The organism is Mesorhizobium sp. W016 (assembly GCF_054719485.1).
Genome location: NZ_JBTTIF010000002.1, coordinates 6,304,334 through 6,325,000, shown reverse-complemented (window position 1 = coordinate 6,325,000; position 20,667 = coordinate 6,304,334). Strand labels below are relative to the sequence as shown.

The 20,667-nt window shown below is 61.9% G+C and carries 10 protein-coding genes, 1 tRNA gene and 2 rRNA genes (1 of these 13 running past the window's edge); 6 read left to right on the top strand and 7 right to left on the bottom strand.

Features of this window, described 5'->3' with window-relative positions:
* From ACYG9V_RS30905 to ACYG9V_RS30890, 4 genes are all read left to right on the top strand, one after another.
* Positions 1 to 2,511, top strand: a 23S ribosomal RNA gene (locus ACYG9V_RS30905) (it extends 290 nt beyond the left edge of the window).
* 200 nt (positions 2,512 to 2,711) lie between these two features.
* Positions 2,712 to 2,826: ribosomal RNA gene (gene rrf / locus ACYG9V_RS30900) — 5S ribosomal RNA — on the top strand.
* Between the two features lie 258 nt (positions 2,827 to 3,084).
* Positions 3,085 to 3,161 (top strand) — tRNA-Met (locus ACYG9V_RS30895).
* A gap of 52 nt (positions 3,162 to 3,213) precedes the next feature.
* The gene (locus ACYG9V_RS30890; protein ID WP_023824673.1) at positions 3,214 to 3,345 is read left to right on the top strand and encodes a hypothetical protein; all 132 of its coding nucleotides are present in this window, start codon (positions 3,214 to 3,216) and stop codon (positions 3,343 to 3,345) included.
* 138 nt (positions 3,346 to 3,483) lie between these two features.
* Here the strand turns inward: ACYG9V_RS30890 and ACYG9V_RS30885 are convergent, their stop codons facing one another.
* On the bottom strand, positions 3,484 to 4,278 hold the full coding sequence (locus ACYG9V_RS30885; protein ID WP_023698851.1) for a SapC family protein: 795 nt from the start codon (positions 4,276 to 4,278) through the stop codon (positions 3,484 to 3,486).
* Between the two features lie 238 nt (positions 4,279 to 4,516).
* Between ACYG9V_RS30885 and ACYG9V_RS30880 the strand changes: the two genes are divergently transcribed.
* Positions 4,517 to 4,786: a DUF6916 family protein gene (locus ACYG9V_RS30880; protein WP_023672960.1), complete on the top strand. Its 270-nt coding sequence runs from the start codon at positions 4,517 to 4,519 to the stop codon at positions 4,784 to 4,786.
* Between the two features lie 39 nt (positions 4,787 to 4,825).
* On the opposite strand, the gene ACYG9V_RS30875 is transcribed toward ACYG9V_RS30880, so the two are convergent.
* Positions 4,826 to 5,239 (bottom strand): hypothetical protein, encoded by a 414-nt coding sequence (locus ACYG9V_RS30875; protein WP_352762681.1) that lies wholly within the window; start codon positions 5,237 to 5,239, stop codon positions 4,826 to 4,828.
* A gap of 83 nt (positions 5,240 to 5,322) precedes the next feature.
* Here ACYG9V_RS30875 and ACYG9V_RS30870 point away from each other — a divergent pair, with 83 nt between their 5' ends.
* Positions 5,323 to 5,436 (top strand): 2OG-Fe(II) oxygenase, encoded by a 114-nt coding sequence (locus ACYG9V_RS30870; protein WP_352762679.1) that lies wholly within the window; start codon positions 5,323 to 5,325, stop codon positions 5,434 to 5,436.
* A 16-nt stretch (positions 5,437 to 5,452) separates the two neighbouring features.
* On the opposite strand, the gene ACYG9V_RS30865 is transcribed toward ACYG9V_RS30870, so the two are convergent.
* From ACYG9V_RS30865 to ACYG9V_RS30845, 5 genes are all read right to left on the bottom strand, one after another.
* Positions 5,453 to 5,980: a GNAT family N-acetyltransferase gene (locus tag ACYG9V_RS30865; protein ID WP_023833000.1), complete on the bottom strand. Its 528-nt coding sequence runs from the start codon at positions 5,978 to 5,980 to the stop codon at positions 5,453 to 5,455.
* Positions 5,981 to 5,990: 10 nt separating this feature from the next.
* The gene (locus tag ACYG9V_RS30860) at positions 5,991 to 6,518 is read right to left on the bottom strand and encodes a phage tail protein (protein ID WP_352762677.1); all 528 of its coding nucleotides are present in this window, start codon (positions 6,516 to 6,518) and stop codon (positions 5,991 to 5,993) included.
* Positions 6,519 to 6,527: 9 nt separating this feature from the next.
* Positions 6,528 to 7,049, bottom strand: a complete 522-nt coding sequence (locus ACYG9V_RS30855) for a phage tail protein (protein WP_023672956.1) — start codon at positions 7,047 to 7,049, stop codon at positions 6,528 to 6,530.
* Positions 7,050 to 7,061: 12 nt separating this feature from the next.
* Complete coding sequence (locus tag ACYG9V_RS30850; protein WP_023672955.1) at positions 7,062 to 7,568, bottom strand: phage tail protein; 507 nt, start codon at positions 7,566 to 7,568, stop codon at positions 7,062 to 7,064.
* A 118-nt stretch (positions 7,569 to 7,686) separates the two neighbouring features.
* Complete coding sequence (locus ACYG9V_RS30845) at positions 7,687 to 20,622, bottom strand: inverse autotransporter beta domain-containing protein (protein WP_352762675.1); 12,936 nt, start codon at positions 20,620 to 20,622, stop codon at positions 7,687 to 7,689.
* Positions 20,623 to 20,667: the final 45 nt, after the last annotated feature.

Genomic DNA, 20,667 nt, shown 5'->3' with positions numbered 1-20,667 from the left:
CGGAAGTAGTGGCGAGCGAACCCGGACCAGGCCAGTGGCGATTGAGAGACAAGCGGAACCTTCTGGAAAGTAGGGCCATAGTGGGTGACAGCCCCGTACGCGTAATGCAATCAATCGTCCTCGAGTAAGGCGGGACACGTGAAATCCTGTCTGAAATTGGGAGGACCACCTTCCAAGCCTAAGTACTCGTGCATGACCGATAGCGAACTAGTACCGTGAGGGAAAGGTGAAAAGCACCCCGACAAGGGGAGTGAAAGAGTACCTGAAACCGATTGCCTACAAACAGTGGGAGCCCGCAAGGGTCACCACGTACCTTTTGTATAATGGGTCAGCGACTTAGTGTGACGAGCAAGCTTAAACCGCTAGGTGTAGGCGCAGCGAAAGCGAGTCTGAACAGGGCGTTCAGTTCGTCGCATTAGACCCGAAACCGAGTGATCTAGCCATGAGCAGGTTGAAGGTAAGGTAACACTTACTGGAGGACCGAACCCATAACTGTTGCAATAGTTCGGGATGACTTGTGGCTAGGGGTGAAAGGCCAATCAAACTCGGAAATAGCTGGTTCTCCGCGAAATCTATTTAGGTAGAGCGTCGACCGAATACCCCAGGGGGTAGAGCACTGGATGGGCTAGGGGTCCTCACCGGATTACCAAACCTAACCAAACTCCGAATACCTGGGAGTACTAGTCGGCAGACACACGGCGGGTGCTAACGTCCGTCGTGAAAAGGGAAACAACCCTGACCTACAGCTAAGGTCCCCAAGTTATGGCTAAGTGGGAAAGGATGTGAGGATCCCAAAACAACCAGGATGTTGGCTTAGAAGCAGCCATCATTTAAAGAAAGCGTAACAGCTCACTGGTCTAAATAAGGGTCTTTGCGCCGAAAATGTAACGGGGCTAAAGCCATACACCGAAGCTTAGGGTTTGGTCCGCAAGGGCCAAGCGGTAGCGGAGCGTTCTGTAAGCTGACGAAGCCATACCCGTGAGGGGTGGTGGAGGTATCAGAAGTGCGAATGCTGACATGAGTAACGTAAGGGGAGTGAGAACTCCCCCGCCGAAAGACCAAGGGTTCCTGCTTAAAGCTAATCTGAGCAGGGTTAGCCGGCCCCTAAGACGAGGCGGAAACGCGTAGTCGATGGGAACCACGTTAATATTCGTGGGCTTGGAGGTAGTGACGGATCGCACAAGTTGTCCAATCTTATCGGATTGAACGGGCAGCGGAGCGGTTCCAGGAAATAGCTCCTCCTTATAAACCGTACCCGAAACCGACACTGGTGGTCAGGTAGAGTATACCAAGGCGCTTGAGAGAACTATGCTGAAGGAACTCGGCAAATTGCACGCGTAACTTCGGAAGAAGCGTGACCCTTTTCTACGCAAGTAGAGGAGGGTGGCACAGACCAGGGGGTAGCGACTGTTTATCAAAAACACAGGGCTCTGCGAAGTCGCAAGACGACGTATAGGGTCTGACGCCTGCCCGGTGCTGGAAGGTTAAGAGGAGGGGTGCAAGCTCTGAATCGAAGCCCCAGTAAACGGCGGCCGTAACTATAACGGTCCTAAGGTAGCGAAATTCCTTGTCGGGTAAGTTCCGACCTGCACGAATGGCGTAACGACTTCCCCGCTGTCTCCAGCATAGACTCAGTGAAATTGAATTCCCCGTGAAGATGCGGGGTTCCTGCGGTTAGACGGAAAGACCCCGTGCACCTTTACTATAGCTTTACATTGGCATTCGTAGTGGCATGTGTAGGATAGGTGGTAGGCTTTGAAACCTGGGCGCCAGCTCAGGTGGAGCCACCCTTGAAATACCACCCTTATTACTATGGATGTCTAACCGCGGCCCGTTATCCGGGTCCGGGACAATGTATGGTGGGTAGTTTGACTGGGGCGGTCGCCTCCTAAAGAGTAACGGAGGCGCGCGATGGTGGGCTCAGAACGGTCGGAAATCGTTCGCTGAGTGCAATGGCATAAGCCTGCCTGACTGCGAGACTGACAAGTCGAGCAGAGACGAAAGTCGGTCATAGTGATCCGGTGGTCCCGCGTGGAAGGGCCATCGCTCAACGGATAAAAGGTACGCCGGGGATAACAGGCTGATGACCCCCAAGAGTCCATATCGACGGGGTTGTTTGGCACCTCGATGTCGACTCATCGCATCCTGGGGCTGGAGCAGGTCCCAAGGGTATGGCTGTTCGCCATTTAAAGCGGTACGTGAGTTGGGTTCAGAACGTCGTGAGACAGTTCGGTCCCTATCTGCCGTGGGTGTAGGAATATTGAAAGGATCTGTCCCTAGTACGAGAGGACCGGGATGGACGGATCTCTGGTGGACCTGTTGTGGCGCCAGCCGCATAGCAGGGTAGCTATATCCGGACGGGATAACCGCTGAAGGCATCTAAGCGGGAAACCCACCTTAAAACGAGTATTCCCTGAGAACCGTGGAAGACGACCACGTTGATAGGCCGGGTGTGGAAGAGCGGCAACGCTTGAAGCTTACCGGTACTAATAGTTCGATCGGCTTGATCGTTCTCATTCCTTATGCTCATCGTGAACACGATGATCTGACCAGCGCTCACGCATGAGCGGCCCTTACAGGGCCTATGCTCCGCGAGGGCGCCGGAAAACCGGCGACGCGCAGTCGCGCTTGCGGACTTTGTCCGTTAGCTAGACACAAACGTCGCCTTGGCACGAAAAAACAGCTTCTCGATATAACGTGCGTTTTGCCGACCTGGTGGTTATGGCGGAGCGGCTGCACCCGATCCCATTCCGAACTCGGCCGTGAAACGCTCCAGCGCTGATGGTACTTCGTCTCAAGACGCGGGAGAGTAGGTCGCTGCCAGGTCTGCAAAACGCACGTTGAACTCTCATCCGCAAACCGGATGAAACTGAAATCTTCTCTCTACGAAAAGGCCCGCCAAGGGATCACGGGCCGCGCAAGCGGCCCTTTCATTTGGTCAGCCATATACCTATCTGTAAGCCATCCTGTTCATAGGCCCAGGCTTACGTCCAGATAAGCAAGCAAACGCTTGCTTCAGATCCGGAGCAGGCAAGAGCTTGCCCTGGAGAGTCCGGAGCAAGCAAGAGCTTGCCCTGGAGGTGACGCGGGGTGGAGCAGCCCGGTAGCTCGTCAGGCTCATAACCTGAAGGTCACAGGTTCAAATCCTGTCCCCGCAACCAACATCAAAAACAGCCCGCTTCACGCGGGCTTTTTGCGTTCGGACCGTGCTCGATGGCCGCGACCGACTATTCAACGATTGAGGAGGGCAGCAAGGTTGGCGTGCTCGGCTTTATTGAGAGGTCCGCGAACCGGGGGATTGATGCCGCCTCGGCGCATTCGCGAAAGCTATACGTCGAGCATTAGGAAGTTCGCCAACCCGTCATGGCAAGCGATCTGCACGACAACAGCATGATTCGAGCCGCGGAGAGATCGTCGTGCGAAGGCGCGAACCGTTGATTTAAACAACCCGCGCCTTGCCGAAGCTTTTCGTCGCGGGCCGCGTCAGCCAGCTCGCCGCAATGACGCCTGGAAGGCCAGCGAGGTCCAGCTGTTGCTCGAGGCGAGATGGCAATAGAGCAGCGCAAGCGCGCCGGATTTCCTGAGATCAAGAAACGCCTCGTCGCTCAATTTGTTGAAGGCCGGCTCGTCGATCACCTGAAAGTCGGTGAGGTTGAGGGTCTCGCCGCCCTCCAGCGTCACCTTGCTCTGCCGCGGCGCGAACAGGCCGTGCGCGTCGATCTTGTCGATCATGGCGCGAGTCGCATTGAAGTCGGTCTGGAACTGGCTGCAGAAGGCGAGCGCCTGCCTCGAGGCCTCGGCCGGCTCGTTGCCGTCGAAGAAGGGCGCGGTCTCGTCGCCGCCCTTGGACGAAGGCGTCTGCTCGACGACGCGTTCGCTGGCGCGGTCGATGCACAACGTCAGGCGGCCGGTCGTTTTCGATTCATCGGCCAGGATGAAGGGGTACCGGCGGACATAGGCGGGAATGTAATGCGGCTCCGCCCATTTGCCGTCGGCGCCTACGAACAGGTTCTGGTCCTGACGCAGGCCGGTGATGATGACAGGCGCCTTGGCGTCGCCGATGAAAACGATCGGGTAGGAGCGCATTGCCGCCGGCATTTCCGAGGCGACGACGGGGATTGCGTGCGCGGTGCGGGCAAAGGAGAAATCGGCCCGCGCCGTAAGGCCGAGTGAGCCGTGCCGCAGCGGATTGAGCGCCTCGGGTTTTTTGTAGAACAGCGGCAGCGCGTTTGTCGCGGTGCTTCCGGCCGGGGCCGTGTCTGTTTTCGCGTCAGTCATCCCTAGTGTTCTCCTCTTATACCATTCCGGTTTAGGCCAGTGGCTGCCGGTGCGCAACGCGTTGACGGCTGCTTCACCCTACATGGCCAAGATAAATCTATCTGTTTGTTTGATCGTGCTCTTTTGTACTTCTGGAGATCGAGCTCTATAGACAGCACGCCATGAAGCGGCGAGATTGGCTGACGGGATAGACATCTCAAGAGAGCCGTCTGAAAGACAGACGAACCAGGGCAGGCGCATGGCATCGCTTTCGGATTTCGAGCAGGGGCAGAGCTTTTCCGTCGAAGCCGGCGGTCAGACGCTCACGATGGAACTGAGCGCGGTGCAGCCCATTGCCAACAGCCCGCGCGACGGCGGTGGCTTCACGCTGCTGTTCAGGGGGCCGCGCGACGCGGCGCTGCCGCAGGCTATCTATCGGTTCAACGGCAAAAGCGGCGCCCATGAGATCTTCATCGTGCCGATCGCTGCCGATGAGGCAGGGCGGCTTTACGAGGCGGTATTCAACTGATTTTTTTCGACCGGATCGGCCACGGGGACGCTCCGGCCATCAGGGCGGTTTGGCAGCGCGGCGGCTCGACATATGATCGACTATATCGAGATTGCGGACGTATTTGACGGAGCGGCGTGTAGCGCACTGTGCGCGGAAATTCGGGCGGCCTTGGGCCGTCCGGCCGGCCTGCTGGGGCGTGCCGACCAGAAGATGGCATGGCCGGAGATCCGAAAGACCGTGCGCGCCGATGTTTCGCAGGCCACTGAAGAGCGAGTGAGTGCCCTGTTGGCGCAGCAGAAGGCGGCTCTGGAGCGGCATTTCGGGCTGCTGCTCGGCCAGGTCGAGAAACCTCAGTTCCTTCACTATCGGCAAGGCGATTTCTTTGTGCCGCACCAGGATGGCAACACGCCGCTCATTCACGACGAGTCGCGGTTCCGAAAGATCTCGGTGGTGATCTTTCTCAACCGTCAATCGGACAACCCTTCGCCAGAAAGCTATGCAGGCGGCTCGCTGGTCCTGCATGGGCCTTACAGCGGCCCGGACCTGGCATTGCCATGCCGGCTTTGCCGGGCTCTCTCGTCGCCTTTCGCTCGGAAACGACGCATGAAGTCACCCCGGTCACGTGCAACGAACGTTTCACCATCGTCTCCTGGTATCGCGGCACGTGACGACCGGCACGGGCCCTTACGGCGAACGGATCATCAGGTCGTAGACGCCCTTGTCCTCGGCAACGGTGAAGCCGAGGCGTTTGTAGAGCCGCCGCGCTGGATTGTTCTTCTCGACATGGATCGAGACCGACTTGCCGACGGCGGCGGCCTCATCGATGAGATCGGCGAGCAACGCACCGCCAGACCCCTTGCCGCGATGCGCCGGCAGGAAGGCGATATCTATGATGCAATGCTCGCTCGCCGAGCGCTCGATATACAGGCGACCGATATCTTGCCTTGCCTGCTCGATCACCAGCCAGTCGGCGTTGGGATAGTATTTCTGGTAATGCGCGTGCTGCGCTTGAAACTGCATGTCGAGGAACGCCGTTTTCTGGGCGTCGCTCCACGGCGTGACGGCAAGTTCTTCGGCGCGGGTCGAGGCGTAGAGCGCCGACAGGAACGGCAGATCGGCGTCCGCCATCGGGCGGAACGTCAGATCAATCCGCGCCGCGCGCACCCAGCAAAATATAACAGGCCCGTTGTCCACAATCGGAAGCTGGATCATGGAGTGGCGCTTACGGACGCGCCGGATAAACGCCTTGCATGGCAATGATGAACGTCATCGCCAGATAGGGAGGCAGGTTGTTGTGAGGCAACGTACTGCCCGCCATGCTCAGTGCCTGGGGGTCCATCTGGACCAGATTTTGCGAAGTGTTGTTCTGATAAAGCGTTCCGCCCCCCGACTTCCCCAGAACAACCGCATCGGTAAGAGTTCCCTGGGCGCCACTCTCGGTGGATATCGCGACAAAATGATTATGTTGCGGCATTTCCGTTTGCAGAAGGGTGACGGACGTTTCGCCACCCGTCTCGCCGAGAAACCGCTCCGACAAGCCATTGCCCTGTCCTTGCCCCATGGGCGCGGAGCCAGCCATATTCGGGAACGCGAAGGTCGACTTGCCGTCGCCGCCGTAAACTGTGCCCAGCAGCGAAAACAGCGCCGTATTCTGCGAGATTGGCAGGAGCTGGCCATCGCAGGTCGCCCACCCCGTCGGGGCGAAATCTCCGGCAAAAATTCGAATTTCGGCGACGAACGGATTGGTCATGGCAAGTCTCTAGCTTTGCTGGGGGAAGATGCCAAATAGCGAGATGATGAAACTGACGGCGAGGAACGGCACCATATTGTCGTGAGGCTGGCTGCCGCCGGCCGGCGAAATGGCTCCGGCGGCCATGTTGCCATCAGGTGCGATACCCACATAGGGCGTCAGCAGGCTCGATGTCGCCAGGACACCGCCGGACGGACCCGGATTCTTGGCGATATTCGACGAACCGGTCCAGGTATGGGAATGGTTCGGCATTTGTTGGGTTGAAACAGTGACGGATTCGACCCCGCCCAGTTCTCCGATGATATAGGTCTGGCTGACCAGCGGGCCCTTGCCAGCATGGACGGGGATGCGGGATGCGAGGTTGGGCAGGGCGAATGTTTCCTCCCCGTCGCCGCCATAGGTCGTACCGATCAGATTGAACAAGGTTTCGTTCTCGGAGATCGGCATCAACTGGCCTTGGCAGAACGCCCAGCCATTCGGAGGGAAATTGCCACCGAACATCCTGATCTCGCCGACAAAAGGTTGGCTCATCGAAGCGTCCTCTTAATTTCGCGACGGGAATATGCCTTGCAGGGCAATGATGAAATTCAAGACGAGATAGGGCGATCTGTTCTCATGCGGCTGGCCGCCACCGACGAAAGTGATGTTTTCCTTCGCCATAGCCACCGCGCTGCCAGGCGGCTGATAGATCGGGCTGGCGTTCGCCCCCAACAGCGCGCCGGATGGATTGTTGACGTTGCCGGCAGTGTTCGATGCGTTGACGAAATGGTTGTGTGTCGGCATTTCGCCGAGCGTGAGCGTGTGAAACTCTTCGCCGCCCTGGCCGCCGACAATTGCACCAATAGGGCCGCCCGTATGAACCGGCGCACGTCCCCTCATATCCGGAAGGGCAAAATTTGTCTGGCCGTTGCCGCCGTACCTGGTGCCAAGAAGTGAGAACAATGGCTGGTTCTGGTTAAGCGGCAACAACTGGCCGTTACAAAATGCCCAGCCGCGCGGTGCATAGTTCCAGGAAATGATCTTGACTTCACCTAAATAAGGCTCACTCATCCCCGTTCCCTCCGTTGGCCGCTTACTGTCTGAATTCTTGTATTATGCCTAAGTAAGACAACAAGTCGATATCAGATTCATAAAATATATTTCCTAGGACGAAATCCAAGGTTGCTGACTACGGTGTCGCGGCAGGCAGCAGTGGCAGCGGCTGGTTGAAGAACGTCCGGGTGTCCGTCAGTGCCGTTGCCCCGCCATTGACGGTTTCGATACCGGCCTCGCTCGCCTGCGGTACGTTGATCGTGCCGTCGGCGCCGCCGAGGCCGTCCGCGAGGAAGCGGATGGCATTGGCGTTGTTGACGTTGGTGATGGTGTTGGCATGAACGTCGGCATTGATGATAGCGCCGGCAAATGTGGCGGTGACCGTGATGCCGCGGCTGTCGGCATTGTCGCGAATGGTGTTGTTGGTGACCGTCGCGTGCACGGTGCCCGGCTGCACGAGCTGCGTGATCGAGACGCTGTCGCCACCGCTTATGCCGTTGACGCCGATGCTCTGGATAATGTTGTTGTCGATCAGCACCTTGGCGACGCCGAGGCTTTCATGCCCAACCCTGATGCCGTTGCCGGTTCGTGATCCCGAGGTTGCTACGCCTTGCGTACCGATGACGTTGTTGGCGATTGTGCCGTCAAGCGTCCGTGCGAGGTCGCCGCTGCTGAACACGTTGATGGCCGTCGAGTCGCTGTTGGTGACGGTGTTGTTCCGGACGGTGAAATTCAGATTGCCGCCCGTGCCGGCGCCGGAATTGCTGCTCTGGGTAAGGTTGATGCCGTTGTTCAGATTGTTGAATAGATTTCCCGTGGTCTCGCCGATGTGAGCGTTGACGGTGCCGTCATTGGCAATGACGAACAGACCGGTTCCAGGGATGACTCCCGGTCCGGGATAGGCGTTGTTGCCGGTGAAGGTTGCGCCGTCGACGGTCAGCGTCATCGTCGGCGCGCCGGCGACACCGGCGCCGTCCGCCTCGAAGATGAAGTCGCTGCCGGCATTGTTTGAGGCGCCGTTGTTCGAGAACGTGCCGCCGCTCACCACCAGGTTCGCCAACGTGCCGCCGGAATTGATGACCTGCACGTTATGGGTGAATGAGTTGGAGACCGTGAGGTTGGTGAACGTGGTGACGTGCGAGGCGTTGCCGGTAAGTTCGTTGAACAGGATTCCGGACTCGGTGTTGGCATCGGCATTGCTGTTCAGGGTCAGACCGTTGAGCACCACGCCGTTGACGCGCAGGCCCTTTATGCCGTTGCCCGCATTGTCGCTGATAATCATGTTGCTCAGGCTGACATCCTGAGTGTCGGTCAGGCTGACGCCATCGCCGGTCGAGTTCTGGATCGTGCCGCCGCTGCCCCCCGTCGCGCCGGTGCCGGTCACCACCAGATTGCCGCTGGTGCCGGTGTTGTTGAGCACGATGCCGTTGGCTGCACCATTGGACGCAATGCTCCTGAACGTCACGTCGCCGGCGCCGATCGTCGTGTTGGCGACATTAAGGGCCGTGCCCGTGCCGGACACGATGGTGTTGCCGGTGCCCTGCACCGTCACCGTGCCGCCGCCGGTGGCATTGAAACCGGCGCCGCTGGTCGTGGCGATGACCAGCCCGCCATTGGTGAAGTTGATCGTCGCGCCGGCATTGTCGCTCAGGCTGACGCCAGCCGCCGTGGTCGAGGTGATCGATTTCGACGCGCCGGAGAAGGTGATGATGCCGGCGACATTGTCGTCCAGCAGGATGCCGATCTGGCCCGCCGCATTATGCGTGATGTTGCCCGACAGGGTGATGTTGCCGGCGGTCAGGGCGCGATCCTGGATGTTGACCGCCTGGCCGGTGCTGCCGCTGGTGATCGCGCCGGCATAGGTGAAGGCCGCCGTGCCGCCGCTGTTGGCGGTGCCTAGGCCATCGCCGATACGGATCACGGCGCTTGTTCCGCCCACCAGCGCGCCGGTGCCGAGGTCGATCGCTCCCGAACCGGTGACGGTATCGAGGATGACGGCGCTGGTGCCGCCGGCGCCTTTGTTTGTGGAAGCGAAGGTCACGCCGCCCGCCGCGATAGCAACGCTGTCAAGGTTGACCGCGACGCCGCTGCCCGTCGAAATCGTGTTGCCCGAGCCGGTAACGGTCACGGTGCCAGTGCCGTTGCTCGTGGCGTTGAAGCCGGTGCCGGATGTGGTGGTGATGGCCAGGCCGCCGCCGGTGAAGTTGACCGCCGTGTTGGTGTTCGCCGTCAGGTCGACGGCATTGTTGGCGCCGGTGGTCAGTATCTTGCTGGCGCCGGAGAAGTTGATCGTGCCGCCGGTGTTGGCGTTGACGAGGATGCCGTTGGCCACGCCGCCGGTGGCGCTGAGAGTGCCCGACAATGTCGTGGTGCCGGCGGTGCGGGTGGAGATGCTGACGACGTTTCCGGCCGTGGTCTTGGTGACCGAGCCGGCATAGCTGATGTTGGCCGAGCCGCCAGTGACCAGGAAGGCCGCGCCGGTCGCGCCGCCGAGCGCACCGGAGCCGAGGCTGACAGTGCCGGCGCCGGTGACATTGGTCAGCGACACGTTGTTGGTGCCGCCGGTCGAATTGGTCGAGGTGAAATTGATGCCGGTGGTGGTGGCGATGCCGTTGAGGTTGACCGCCTGCGCGGAAGTGGAGCTCACCGTGCCGGTCGTCACATTGACCGTGCCGCCATTGATGGCGCTGAATCCGGTGGTGCCGTTTGTGACGATGTCGAGGTTTGCGAAGCTGACGGTCGAGGCCGTGGCGCCGTTGTTGATTGCGACTGCGGTGCCGGTCATCGGCGTCGTGGTGCCGAGATCGACCGTACCGGTGAAGCTCACCGTATTGGCCGCCGTCGCGCCGGAAATGCTGATGCCGCTCGCAGCGCCGTTGGCGATCACCGAGCCGGCGAAGGTGAAGCTGCCGCCAGCGCGGGTCGAGATCGTGGCCGCCGCGCCCGACGTGCTGATGATGGAGCTGGCGCCGTCGAAGCTGATCACCGCGTTGCCGCCGGTCACCGAAAGGCCGCTGCCGCCCGATAGATCGACATTGGTACCGGCAATCGTGCCGCCAGCGCCCGACGCGCCGCCGAAGGCGATGCCGGTTCCGCTCGCCGCCGTGGTGATGTTGACGTTGGTCAGCGTCGTCGTGCCGGTGGTGTTGTCGAGTTTGAAAGCAATGCCGGTGGCGCCGGTGCTGGTGACGTTGGTGATGGTGGTGTTGGACGCGTTCAGCCACACATCGCTGGCGTTGCCGGAGAAAGTAACGTTGTTGATCGTCGTGCTGTTCGACGGGGTAATCTCGATACCCTGCGTGGCGAAATTGCTGATGGTCATGTTGCTGATGACGGTATTCGCAGCACCCGCGCCATTGTCCTTGACGCCACGCGCGGCACCCGCCGGGCTGCCATTCAGGATGAAGCCGTCGATGATGTTGCCGCTGGCGCCGAGCGTGATGACATTGTTGCCGGCGCTCGTCGTCAGCGTCGCGGCGCCATTGGGCGTCTGGTCGATGATCGAGATGCTGTTGCTGGCGAGCTGGATGGTGGAGGGCACCGTCAGCGCCAGATTGATGTTGCCGTTGCCGAAGCCGCGCACCTGCTCGACGGTGGCGAGAGCCAGCGTGTCGTTGCCATTGCTGCCTGCCGCGGTGATGGTGCCGCCATCGTTGACGAGAACCAGGATGTCCGTCGCCACGGCTGCTGCTTCGGCGGTGGCCAGCGTCGCGAGATTGTTCTGGTCGCGACCGCTGCCGTCACCGGTCGCGGACGCGCCGACGAAATAGACCTTGCCGACTCCGAAGCCCAGGCCGGGAGCCGACTGGAAGTTCACATCCTGGAAATTGTAGGTGCCGGCAACCGGCGCACTGGATGCGTCGATGCCTACATTGGCGCCGATGGTCGAGAGCTGGTCGGTCGCCGATTCGCCGTCGCCATAGGTGAAAGCGAGGTTGGTGGCGCTGTTGAGGAACACGCCGGTGTTGACGCCGGCAATGCTGGAGCTGGCGCCGCCGACAACGGCATCGCCGAGGCGTACCGTCTGGCCGCCAGTGGCGCCACGCAGGTCGACGGCGATGGTGCTGCCGGCGGCGGCCGCGTTGGTCACGTCGAAATCATTGGCGGTGATCGCCGCGTTGATCGCCGCACCATTGAGGTCGAAGGCGATGCCTGTCGTGCTGTTCAGGCCGATGTCGAGATCGTTGAAGGACAGCGCCGCGCCAAGCGTGCCGGAAACATCGACACCACGCGTGGTCATCCCTTGCAGGTTGACCGTGCCGAGAATGATGGCGCCGCCGCCGGACGAGGCGATATTGTTCAGCGAGATGCCGGTTGCGGCGGCAGTGGCCGAAACACTGTCGAAATTCATGCCCGCAGCGCCAATCGTAACGCCATTGAGGTTCAACGCGGTGCCGCCGGCCGTCGTGGTGATGCTGTTGTCGCTGAGGGGCGCGCCGACGCTGACCGTGCCACCGCCGCTGGCGTTGAAGCCCGTGCCGGAGGTGGTGGTAATCACCAGGCCACCCGTATCGAAGTTGATCGTCGCGCCGGTGTTGGTCGTCAAGTCGACCGCCGTATTGGCGCCAGTGGTCAGCGTCTTCGTGCCACCGCTGAGAGTGATGGTCCCGCCGGAGTTGCCGTGGACATAAATACCATTGTCGAAACCCCCGGTGGCGCTGAGCGCGCCGGACAGTGTGACCGTGCCGCCGGTGACGCCGGAGATGTCGACTATCTTGCCGGCGGTGGTCTTGGTGACCGTGCCGCCATAGCTGACGGTCGCAGCACCGCCGGTGAGCTGGAATGCGACGCCCGAAGCGCCGCTCAATGCGCCGGATCCGAGGCTGACTGTTCCGGTGACATTGGCCAGGCCAACATTGTTGGTGCCGCCGCCCGACGAGGTCGAGTCGAGCGCAATGCTGGCGGCGACGTTGATGAGGTTGATCGCCTGGCCGCTGGTCGAATTTACCGTCTGGGCTGCAGCGGAAGCGGTGATGCCCATAACGCCACCGGTCCCGACAATGCCGGTGCCGCTGGTGGTATCGATGGTCAGGCCGTTGAGGAAGTTCACCGTGCCGGCGCTTTGCGAGAAGCCGACGCCGCTGCTCGTGTCGATGTTGGCGAGGCCGGCGACGTTGAGGTTGCCGCTGACCCAGTTGATGCCGCCGCCGGTCGTCGCGACGTTGTTCACCGTCACCGTGTTGAAGGTGAACGTGCCGGGATTGGTGTTGATCGCACTGATGCCGAAGCCTGTGGTGCCGGTGATGGTGGTGGCGCCGCTGACCGTGACGGTGGCGTCAACGCCATTGAAGGCGATGCCGTTGACGCCACCGTAGACGGTGATGCTGTCGAACTGGATATCGCCGGATACACCGGACAGCGTCAGGCCATAACCGCCGACGCCATTGCTGCTTGTGCCGGCGACGAAGGCGCCGCCGTCGACCTGGTCGATGCCGACGGTCGCTGGAACGGCATCGAAGGTGACACCGCTCACCCCAAAGCCGCCGGTTTCGCCATTGTTGCCCAGAAGCGTGATGTCGGAGAAGGCGCTGACCTTCATCAGCCCGGCGCCGACCGTGCCGTCAACCTTGGCAATGTCGCCGCCGGTTGCCGACAGGATCAGGTTCGACAGTGCGATCTGGCTGGCAGCGGCGCCGTCGGTAAGCGACAGGGCGCCACCGGTGCCGCCCGCGATCGTGGCGCGGCGCAGGATAAGATCGGTGATGTTGGTGCCGGAGATGCCAAGGCCCGCACCGGTGTTCTGCACGATGACGTTTTCGATGCCGGCCTTGCCGGAGAAATCGATAGTGTTGCCGCTCGCGGTCGTCAGCGTCGCCAGCACGCTGTCGACATTGGACCCTGCCGTGATGACGGTCGAGGCATTGATGCCGCTGAAGCTGAAATTGCCGCCGAGGCCGCCGCCGACGGCGCCCAGCGGCGCGGTATCGATGGAATCGCCGGCCTTGAGGCCGATCAGGATCTGGCCGTCGGCAAGGTTGAGCGTGTTGTTGCCGCCGCCATTCTGCTGAGCCTGCATCATGTCGATGAGGTTGCTGGTGCCGTTCTGCGACGTGTCGACAAGGATGACAACCGAGGCGCCCGACGCTTCCGCGCCGGCAATCGAGCCCGGATTGGCGGCGGTGCCGTCGCCGTCGCCGTCCTGGTCGACATAATAGGTGGTCGGTCCCTGGGCCTCGGAGAGGTCGCCGATGAAGCCGCCATTGGCGCCGTCGACATCCTGGAAATTATAGGTGCCGCCGACCGGGAAAACGCCGGTGGAATTGAGGATGTCGATTGCCTTGACCGTCGACAGCTTGTCGACCGCGCTTTCGCCGTCGCCATAGATCAAGTTGATCGCCGTCGTCGGGGTGAACTGGAAGCCGATGCCGGGTCCGGCGCCGGCGCCGCCGATGGTGGAGGATGCGCCGGCCGTGTTCGGATCGCCGAGCTGGATGGTGCCGGTGCCGGTGGTGTTGGACAGGTTGACGGCGGTGGTGCCGGTCGAGGAAGCACTGGTGAGCGTGAAACCGCCAGTCGTGAAGATGCTGTTGACGACTGCATCGGCGAAGGTGATGCCGGTCGAATTGTCGCCGGGCATGGCGATGGTCAGGCTGGCGAAGTTTACCGTCGAGCCGAGCGTGCCGGAAATGTCGACGCCGGTCGAGGTGATGCCTTGCAGGTTCACCGTGCCGAGATTGAGCGTGCCGCCGCTGACATTGTTGAGCGAAACGCCGGTCGCCGCTCCATTGACCGAGATGGAGCTGAAATTGATGCCGCCGGCGCCGACTGTCGCGTTGTCGAGGTTGAGCGCGGTGCCTGTCGTCGTGGTTATCGAGTTGCCCGTGCCGCTGACGCTGACCGTGCCGGCGCCGAAAGTGCTGGCGGTGAAGCCGGCGCCGCTCGAGGTGGTGATGACCAGGCCGCCATTGGTGAAGTTGAGCGTGCCCATGCCCTGGGTCGGGCTGATGCTGGGCAACTTGACGATCGCGTCGTTGGTGCCGCTGCTGGTGTTGAAGATCTTCGACGCACCGGAGAAGGTGGCCGTCCCGTTAGACGATCCGTCAAACCGCACGCCGATGCCCGTGCCGGTATGATCGATCGTGCTTGAAATACTGTAGACGCCGTTGGCGTTGCCGGTGAAGACGAAGGCCGCCGTACCAATGCCAGTTGCTGCCGTAGTCGAAACGACCGAACCGCTCATGTTGAGCTCGCTCCAGTCGGCCACGGCCTGCACGACCATGCCGGTGTCGACCTTGATCGAGCCGTTGTAGTTCAGCGTGGCGTGAATGAGGTCGTTACCGCCGCTGACGGCGATAGCCGCACCGGTGGTGCTTGTCGTCGCGCCGATGCTGGCGACGCCGCCATTGCCGCCAACGTTGATGATTCCTGCCTGCAGGCCGTTCGTGACAATGCCGGCTTCCCCACCGTCGATGGTCAGGGTGGAGCCGGCGACGTTGGCGATGTTTATGGTGCCCACTTGCGGGCCGCCGATATCGAACCCTCGGTAGCTGACGTCGAGATCGGTCGTGCCGGTGAAATTCACCGCACCGGTGCCGAGCAGGGCGTTCAGCGAGGCGCCCATGTAGCCGGTATCTTTCAGGCCGCCAATGTTGACGTCGCCCGCCAGATTGGACCCTGTCAGCAAGACGCCGGCAGCGTCCGATGTCGATACGGCCGAGACGCTGTCGAAGGTGACGCCGGCGGCGCCGACGTCGGCGAAGACAATGAACAGACCATTGCCGCCGGAGGCGATCTTGTTGCCGGTGCCGGAGACGCTGACGGTGCCGCCGAAGGCGGCGCCGAAGCCTTCTCCGGTCGTTGTCGTTATATCCAGGCCGCCATTGGTGAAGTTGATCGTGCCGTCCGTGTTGTCATACGGGACGATGGCGGAGAGGGGGCCCGTGTAGCCGATCTGTACAGCTGTCGTCGCGCCAGAGCTTATCTTCTTGCTGCTTCCCGAGAAGGTGACGGTCGCCGCCGTGCCGTTGGCGATGCCACCGATGAAGATCTGGCCGCCATCGGCTGCGTTGCCGTCGGTCAGATTGCCCGACAGCGTCACCGAGCCGCCGGTCAGTTCCTGGATCGAGACGGCGGCCCCGGTGCCGTTGCTGGCGATGGTGCCAGCATAGGAGATGATTGCATTGCCGCCGCTCTGATCGGCCGCCGAGCCGACATTGAAGGCTGTACCCGAACCGGTGTTGGTCAGCGTGCCGGTGCCGAGCGCGACCGTACCGGTCAGATGCTGCAGGTCGACACCGCTGCCGGAACTGAAGCTGGCGCTTGTCGAGGCGAAATTGATGTTGGCCGCAATGCCGTCGAGCGCCACCGCTCCCGCATTGGTGGCATTGATCGTTCCGGTCGTGACGTTGACCGAGCCGCCTCCGGTTGCAGTGAACGCCGTTGCGGCGTCCGTGGTGATGTCGACATCGGCGAAGGTGATTGTGGCGCCGGTGTTGTTGGTCAGCGATACGCCGCTGCCGCCGATCGTCGCCTTGTCCGTGAAGTTGACCAAGCCGCCGGTGCGGTTGGCGATTGCGATGCCGCCACCGGTCAGCGTGCCGGGCGTCGCGCTGTTGGGCAAGGTGCCGCGGGTGACCGTAATGTTGCCGTTGCCGCCGTCGACATCGAGCAGCGTGCCGGCAACGTTGATATTGTTGTTGATAATCGACAGGTTGCCGGTGAGGCCGTCGACGTTGAACGCCGTCTGGCCGGCAGCGACATTGCTGACGGTGACGCCTTCGATAACGATGCCGCCGGAATTGTTGAAGCCACCCACGCTCTGGTCGATGGCGAACACCGAGCCGCTGCCGCCGCTGTAGTCGAAGGCGGTGTTGCGCACCTGATTGCTGCCGAGCAGATGAAGGGTGTCGCCCGTGCTCTTGACCACGCCCTCATCGCCGGTGACATTGCCGCCGGTGGCGCCGAGATTGCCCTGCACATTGACCGGCTGGAACGTACCGGAGGTGAGGATGGAATTGCCGTTGCCGAAACCGGTGATCGACTGTCCCGAATCGAGCGTGAACGGCGTCGCGCTGAGGTCGACGATGCCGACAAAGGCGAAGGTCTGCGTGCCAACCATGGCATCGGCCTGGGCGGCCGTCACGGTGGTGACATCGGCGCTCAGCCCGTTCGTGCCCGCGTGAATAGTGCCGCCTGTCTGCGAGATCATGACGACCCCGCCGACAGTTACCGCCAGTTGGGCATCGCCGGTGAAGACGACATCGTCGAAGTCGTAGTTGCCGAGCGCCGGATCCAGCCCGATCGTATTGACAGTGTAGCCGCCGGTTGCGGCGGTGATGAAGGATTCCAGCCCATCGGCGGAATTGCCGTCGCCGAAGGTGAAGTTGGCGTTGGCCGACGTGGCCGTGGTGCCGCCTGACGACAATTCGACACCGACGCCGACATTGTCGATCTTGGAGCCCTGCAGGAAGGTGATCGTCTTGTTGCCGGTCGTCGACGACAGGTCGATGCCGCGCGAGGTCAGGTCGCCGGTGCCGGTAATGCTGGTCAGCCCGAAATCGGCTGTCGTTGACGAGCCGCTGAAGTCAATGCCCGTCTGGTTCAGCCCTTCGCCGAGCAACACCGTCGTCGTACCGAAACTGACGTCGTTGTTTGTGCCGCTGAAGTTGATGCCCGCGCTGCCATCGGCAGAACCGATGACAACGATGGTGGGGCCAGAGAATGTGACTGACCCGGTATTCCCCCCAATATCGATGCCGTTGAGGCCCGGCGCACCGATTTCCGCATAGCCGAAGCTGACGGCGCCGGTGTTGCCGTTGAGCGCGATGCCATTGCCAAGCACCTGGCTGATGAGCACGTCGCCGCTGAAGCCGACCGTTGCCGTGCTGCCGCTGATCGAGATGCCGTCGCCGGTGGTGCTGCCGATCGTCGTCGGGCCGGTAACGCTGACGCTGCCGCTGACGCCCGAAAGGCTGACGCCGGTTGTGCCGCCGACGTGGCCGATGTTGGAGAGCGTGACACCGAGCCCGATATTCGACGCCGTAAAGGCGGATGTGGTGTTGTTGTTGACGGTACCGCCGTCGATCGAAAGCGAGCCGGTGCCAGTTGACGTGGCCTGGACGCCGCTGCCGCCATTGCTGGTCGCGTTGAGCGTCTGGAAGCTGGTGATGGCATTGCTGTTGATCAGCAAGCCGTCGCCGGCATTATCCGACACCGTCGTCGTGCCGGTGAAATTGTAGGTGCCGTCGCCCTGGATCGACAGCCCAGCGCCGCCATTACCGGTCGAGCTCAGATTGCTGCCGGAAACGTCGTTGGCGCCATCGAACAGCACGCCATTGAGGGCGGTCCCCGACACGTTCATGCCGGTCAGCACGACGCCGGTAATGCCGCTGCCATGGATGCCGTTGGCGGTACCGCCGGAGATGTTGAAGTCCTGGAGCGAGGTATTGTTGGCCAGCGTGACGACGTCGCCGCTGCCCGAAGCGGTCAGCGTTGCGGCACCGGCCGCATCCGAGATGGTGCTGCCGTGATCGACGTTGTCGCCGGTCACATTGATCGGCAGGCCGCCGAGCGAGAAGGTGCGGCCGTTGCCGAAAGAGGCCAGGGTCTGCCCCGCTTCGAGCGTAAAGCCGTCGGTGTCGTCGATGACACCGCGATTGACCAGCACGAAAATCGCGGTGCCGTCGGTATTGTTGTCGGCGTCGGTGATCGAAGCCAGGTCCGAAAGCGAGGTACCGTCGCCTGTGCCGCCTGCGGCGACAAAGATCAGCTGCGTCTGGTCGAACAGTTGCGGCCCGTTGAACGTCGTCGTGCCGAATGCGTATTGGCCCGAACCGGAATTGAGGCCGCGTGCGTCGAGCGAGGCGAGGTTGCCGCCGATCGAGCCGCCACCGAAGGTGAATTGGGCGTTGGCGGTGTCGGCCGGCGAGCCGGCAATGCCGAGCCGCACGCCGGTGCCGACATTGGCGATGATGCCGCCATTGGTAATGATGATCGTGCCGCCGTTGGTCTGGACAAGGTCGATGCCGATGGACGTCGTGCCGCCGGTGCCGTTTATGTTCAGCGACTGCGCCGTGAAATTGGTCTGGCTGTTCGAGAAGTCGAGGCCGATGCCGGAGCCGAGCCCGGAGATGATGATGTTGCCGGCGATGACGGACGCATTGACGCCGGTAAACACCATGCCGTCGGTGCCGGGATTGATGATGTCGATGTCGCCGAAGCGGATCGCGGCCGGCGAATCCGTGATCGCGATGGCCGGTCCGGTCGTGTTCGAGATCGTCGTCGCGCCGTTGACGGTGAAGCTGCCCGAAAGATTCTCGAGCACGACGCCCGATGCGCCGCCGGTCTGGGTGATCGAATCCAGCACGATATGGGCGGTGATCGGATCGATGAAGACACCGACCCCGTCGTCGCCGAGCGCCTTGTTGCCCGACACCTGGCCGCCGGTGATGGTGATCGAGCCGGCGATCCCGGTGCCCTTCACGGTAATGCCGGCATCGTTGTTGTCGAGCGCGTTGAGGGTGGCGAAAGTGTAGGTGCCGTGGCCGGTTATATCCAGGCCGTCGTCGCCATTGCCCTGCAGCAGCGTCGTGCCGGTGAAGTTATAGGTGCCGTCGCCTTCGATATGCAGTCCGTCGAGGCCGTTGCCGGTCGCGGTGAAGTTCGAGCCATTGACGCCGGTCGATGTGCCGGTGAAGTCGGCGCCGTGGCCGCCGGTGCCGGTGACCGTGACGTTGGTCAGCGTGGCGCCGGCGATGTTGTTGCCGAAGATGCCGTCCTTGCCGCCGGTGATGGTGATACCGCTCAGCGTGTTGCCATTGGCGAGCGTCAGGACGTTGTTGGCGGGGTTAGTGCCCTGGATGGTGCCGTTGGAGCCGCCGAAATTGTAGGTGCCGATGCTGCCGTCGGCGAGCCGCGCCTGGACACCGCCGCCACCGCCGATAACGGTCTGTCCGTTGGCGAGCGTCACGCCGGCTGTCGTAATGTTGCCCTTGCCGCCCAGCGCGACGACGACGCCGTTAGCGCCGGCGCCGGCGACTGCATTGTCGAGCGTGGTCGGGTCGCCGATCGTGCCGAGGCCGAGCGCGTCGTTGTCACCATCGGCAAAGAAGAACTGGCCGAATGCCGTGTTGGTGGCGGCATTGATCGCCACCCGCGTCGACGTGCCGGTAACTTTGTCCTGGCTCTCGATGCGAACGCCGATGTCGCCGCGTACGCGCTCGTTGACGCGTTTGCGCAGGCCGGGGCTGACCGGATAGACCGGCTCGGCGCCGTCATCGGCCGAAGACGAGCCCTTGTCGAAAGCGTTGAGCGGCACCGTCAGCCGGATGCTGCCGGCGAACTGGGTGTCATCGCGGTTGTCGTTGCGCACCTCGCCGGTGAAGGTCAGCGACGTGCCTTTGCCGATGACGTCGCCGATCGAATATTCCAGGCCGGCCTTGGCGCCGGTGATGCTGCCGTCGTCGCCGTCGGGATCGCCGAAATGGTAGGCGCCGACATCGAAACGCAGTGAATGGTTCTCGGGCAGGTTGAGCGGCACCTGAACGCCGACCTCGCCCTCGATGCCCCAGGCCGCGTAATCGCGGTGGGCGATGGCCGATATCTGCTCGATCAGCTGATGACCGACCAGCGACAGGCTCGACTCTTGCCCGGCCGTGCTGCGGTCGCCGCTGATCGGCAGATAGACGTTTACGTGCGCATCGTATTTTGAGGTGATGGCCTCGAGGCCGAGCGTCGAGGCGACGAACTGGTGACTGTCGTGGTTCTGGATGTTGAGATAGGCGTAGCCGCCGATCATCAGATCCGGATTCACGATGCGGCGAACGCCGAGGCCGACGTCCTGGCCGAAGCCGTCGTCGAAATCGTATTTCGAGCGCACATCGAGAAAGAGAACGGATTCGAGGTTCTGCTTCAGCGGCAGGAAACCCTCGATCGCCGTGTTGCCGCCATTGTTGTTGGCGCCGATGATGGCGCGGACCTGCGGCTGCCACAGTCCGGTGTCGCCGGCATGGGCGGCTATGCCGGAAAGGGCAAGTGCCAGAGTGGACAGCGCAGTCGTCTTCCAGAGATGCCTGGAAAAACCTGACCGGCGATACTTGCTATTCGCCCGGAAGCTTCTTCCGTGCGTCGCCATGCCATTGATCTGCCGAGTTTTCTCGGTCGTCTCCATCCCTTGCGA

Excerpts from the sequence above, each read along its gene's own strand:
- ACYG9V_RS30890 (WP_023824673.1), top strand. The coding sequence starts at position 3,214 with ATGGCCGCGACCGACTATTCAACGATTGAGGAGGGCAGCAAGGTTGGC.
- ACYG9V_RS30885 (WP_023698851.1), bottom strand. The coding sequence starts at position 4,278 with ATGACTGACGCGAAAACAGACACGGCCCCGGCCGGAAGCACCGCGACA.
- ACYG9V_RS30880 (WP_023672960.1), top strand. The coding sequence starts at position 4,517 with ATGGCATCGCTTTCGGATTTCGAGCAGGGGCAGAGCTTTTCCGTCGAA.
- ACYG9V_RS30870 (WP_352762679.1), top strand. The coding sequence starts at position 5,323 with ATGCCGGCTTTGCCGGGCTCTCTCGTCGCCTTTCGCTCGGAAACGACG.
- ACYG9V_RS30865 (WP_023833000.1), bottom strand. The coding sequence starts at position 5,980 with ATGATCCAGCTTCCGATTGTGGACAACGGGCCTGTTATATTTTGCTGG.
- ACYG9V_RS30860 (WP_352762677.1), bottom strand. The coding sequence starts at position 6,518 with ATGACCAATCCGTTCGTCGCCGAAATTCGAATTTTTGCCGGAGATTTC.
- ACYG9V_RS30855 (WP_023672956.1), bottom strand. The coding sequence starts at position 7,049 with ATGAGCCAACCTTTTGTCGGCGAGATCAGGATGTTCGGTGGCAATTTC.
- ACYG9V_RS30850 (WP_023672955.1), bottom strand. The coding sequence starts at position 7,568 with ATGAGTGAGCCTTATTTAGGTGAAGTCAAGATCATTTCCTGGAACTAT.
- ACYG9V_RS30845 (WP_352762675.1), bottom strand. The coding sequence starts at position 20,622 with ATGGCGACGCACGGAAGAAGCTTCCGGGCGAATAGCAAGTATCGCCGG.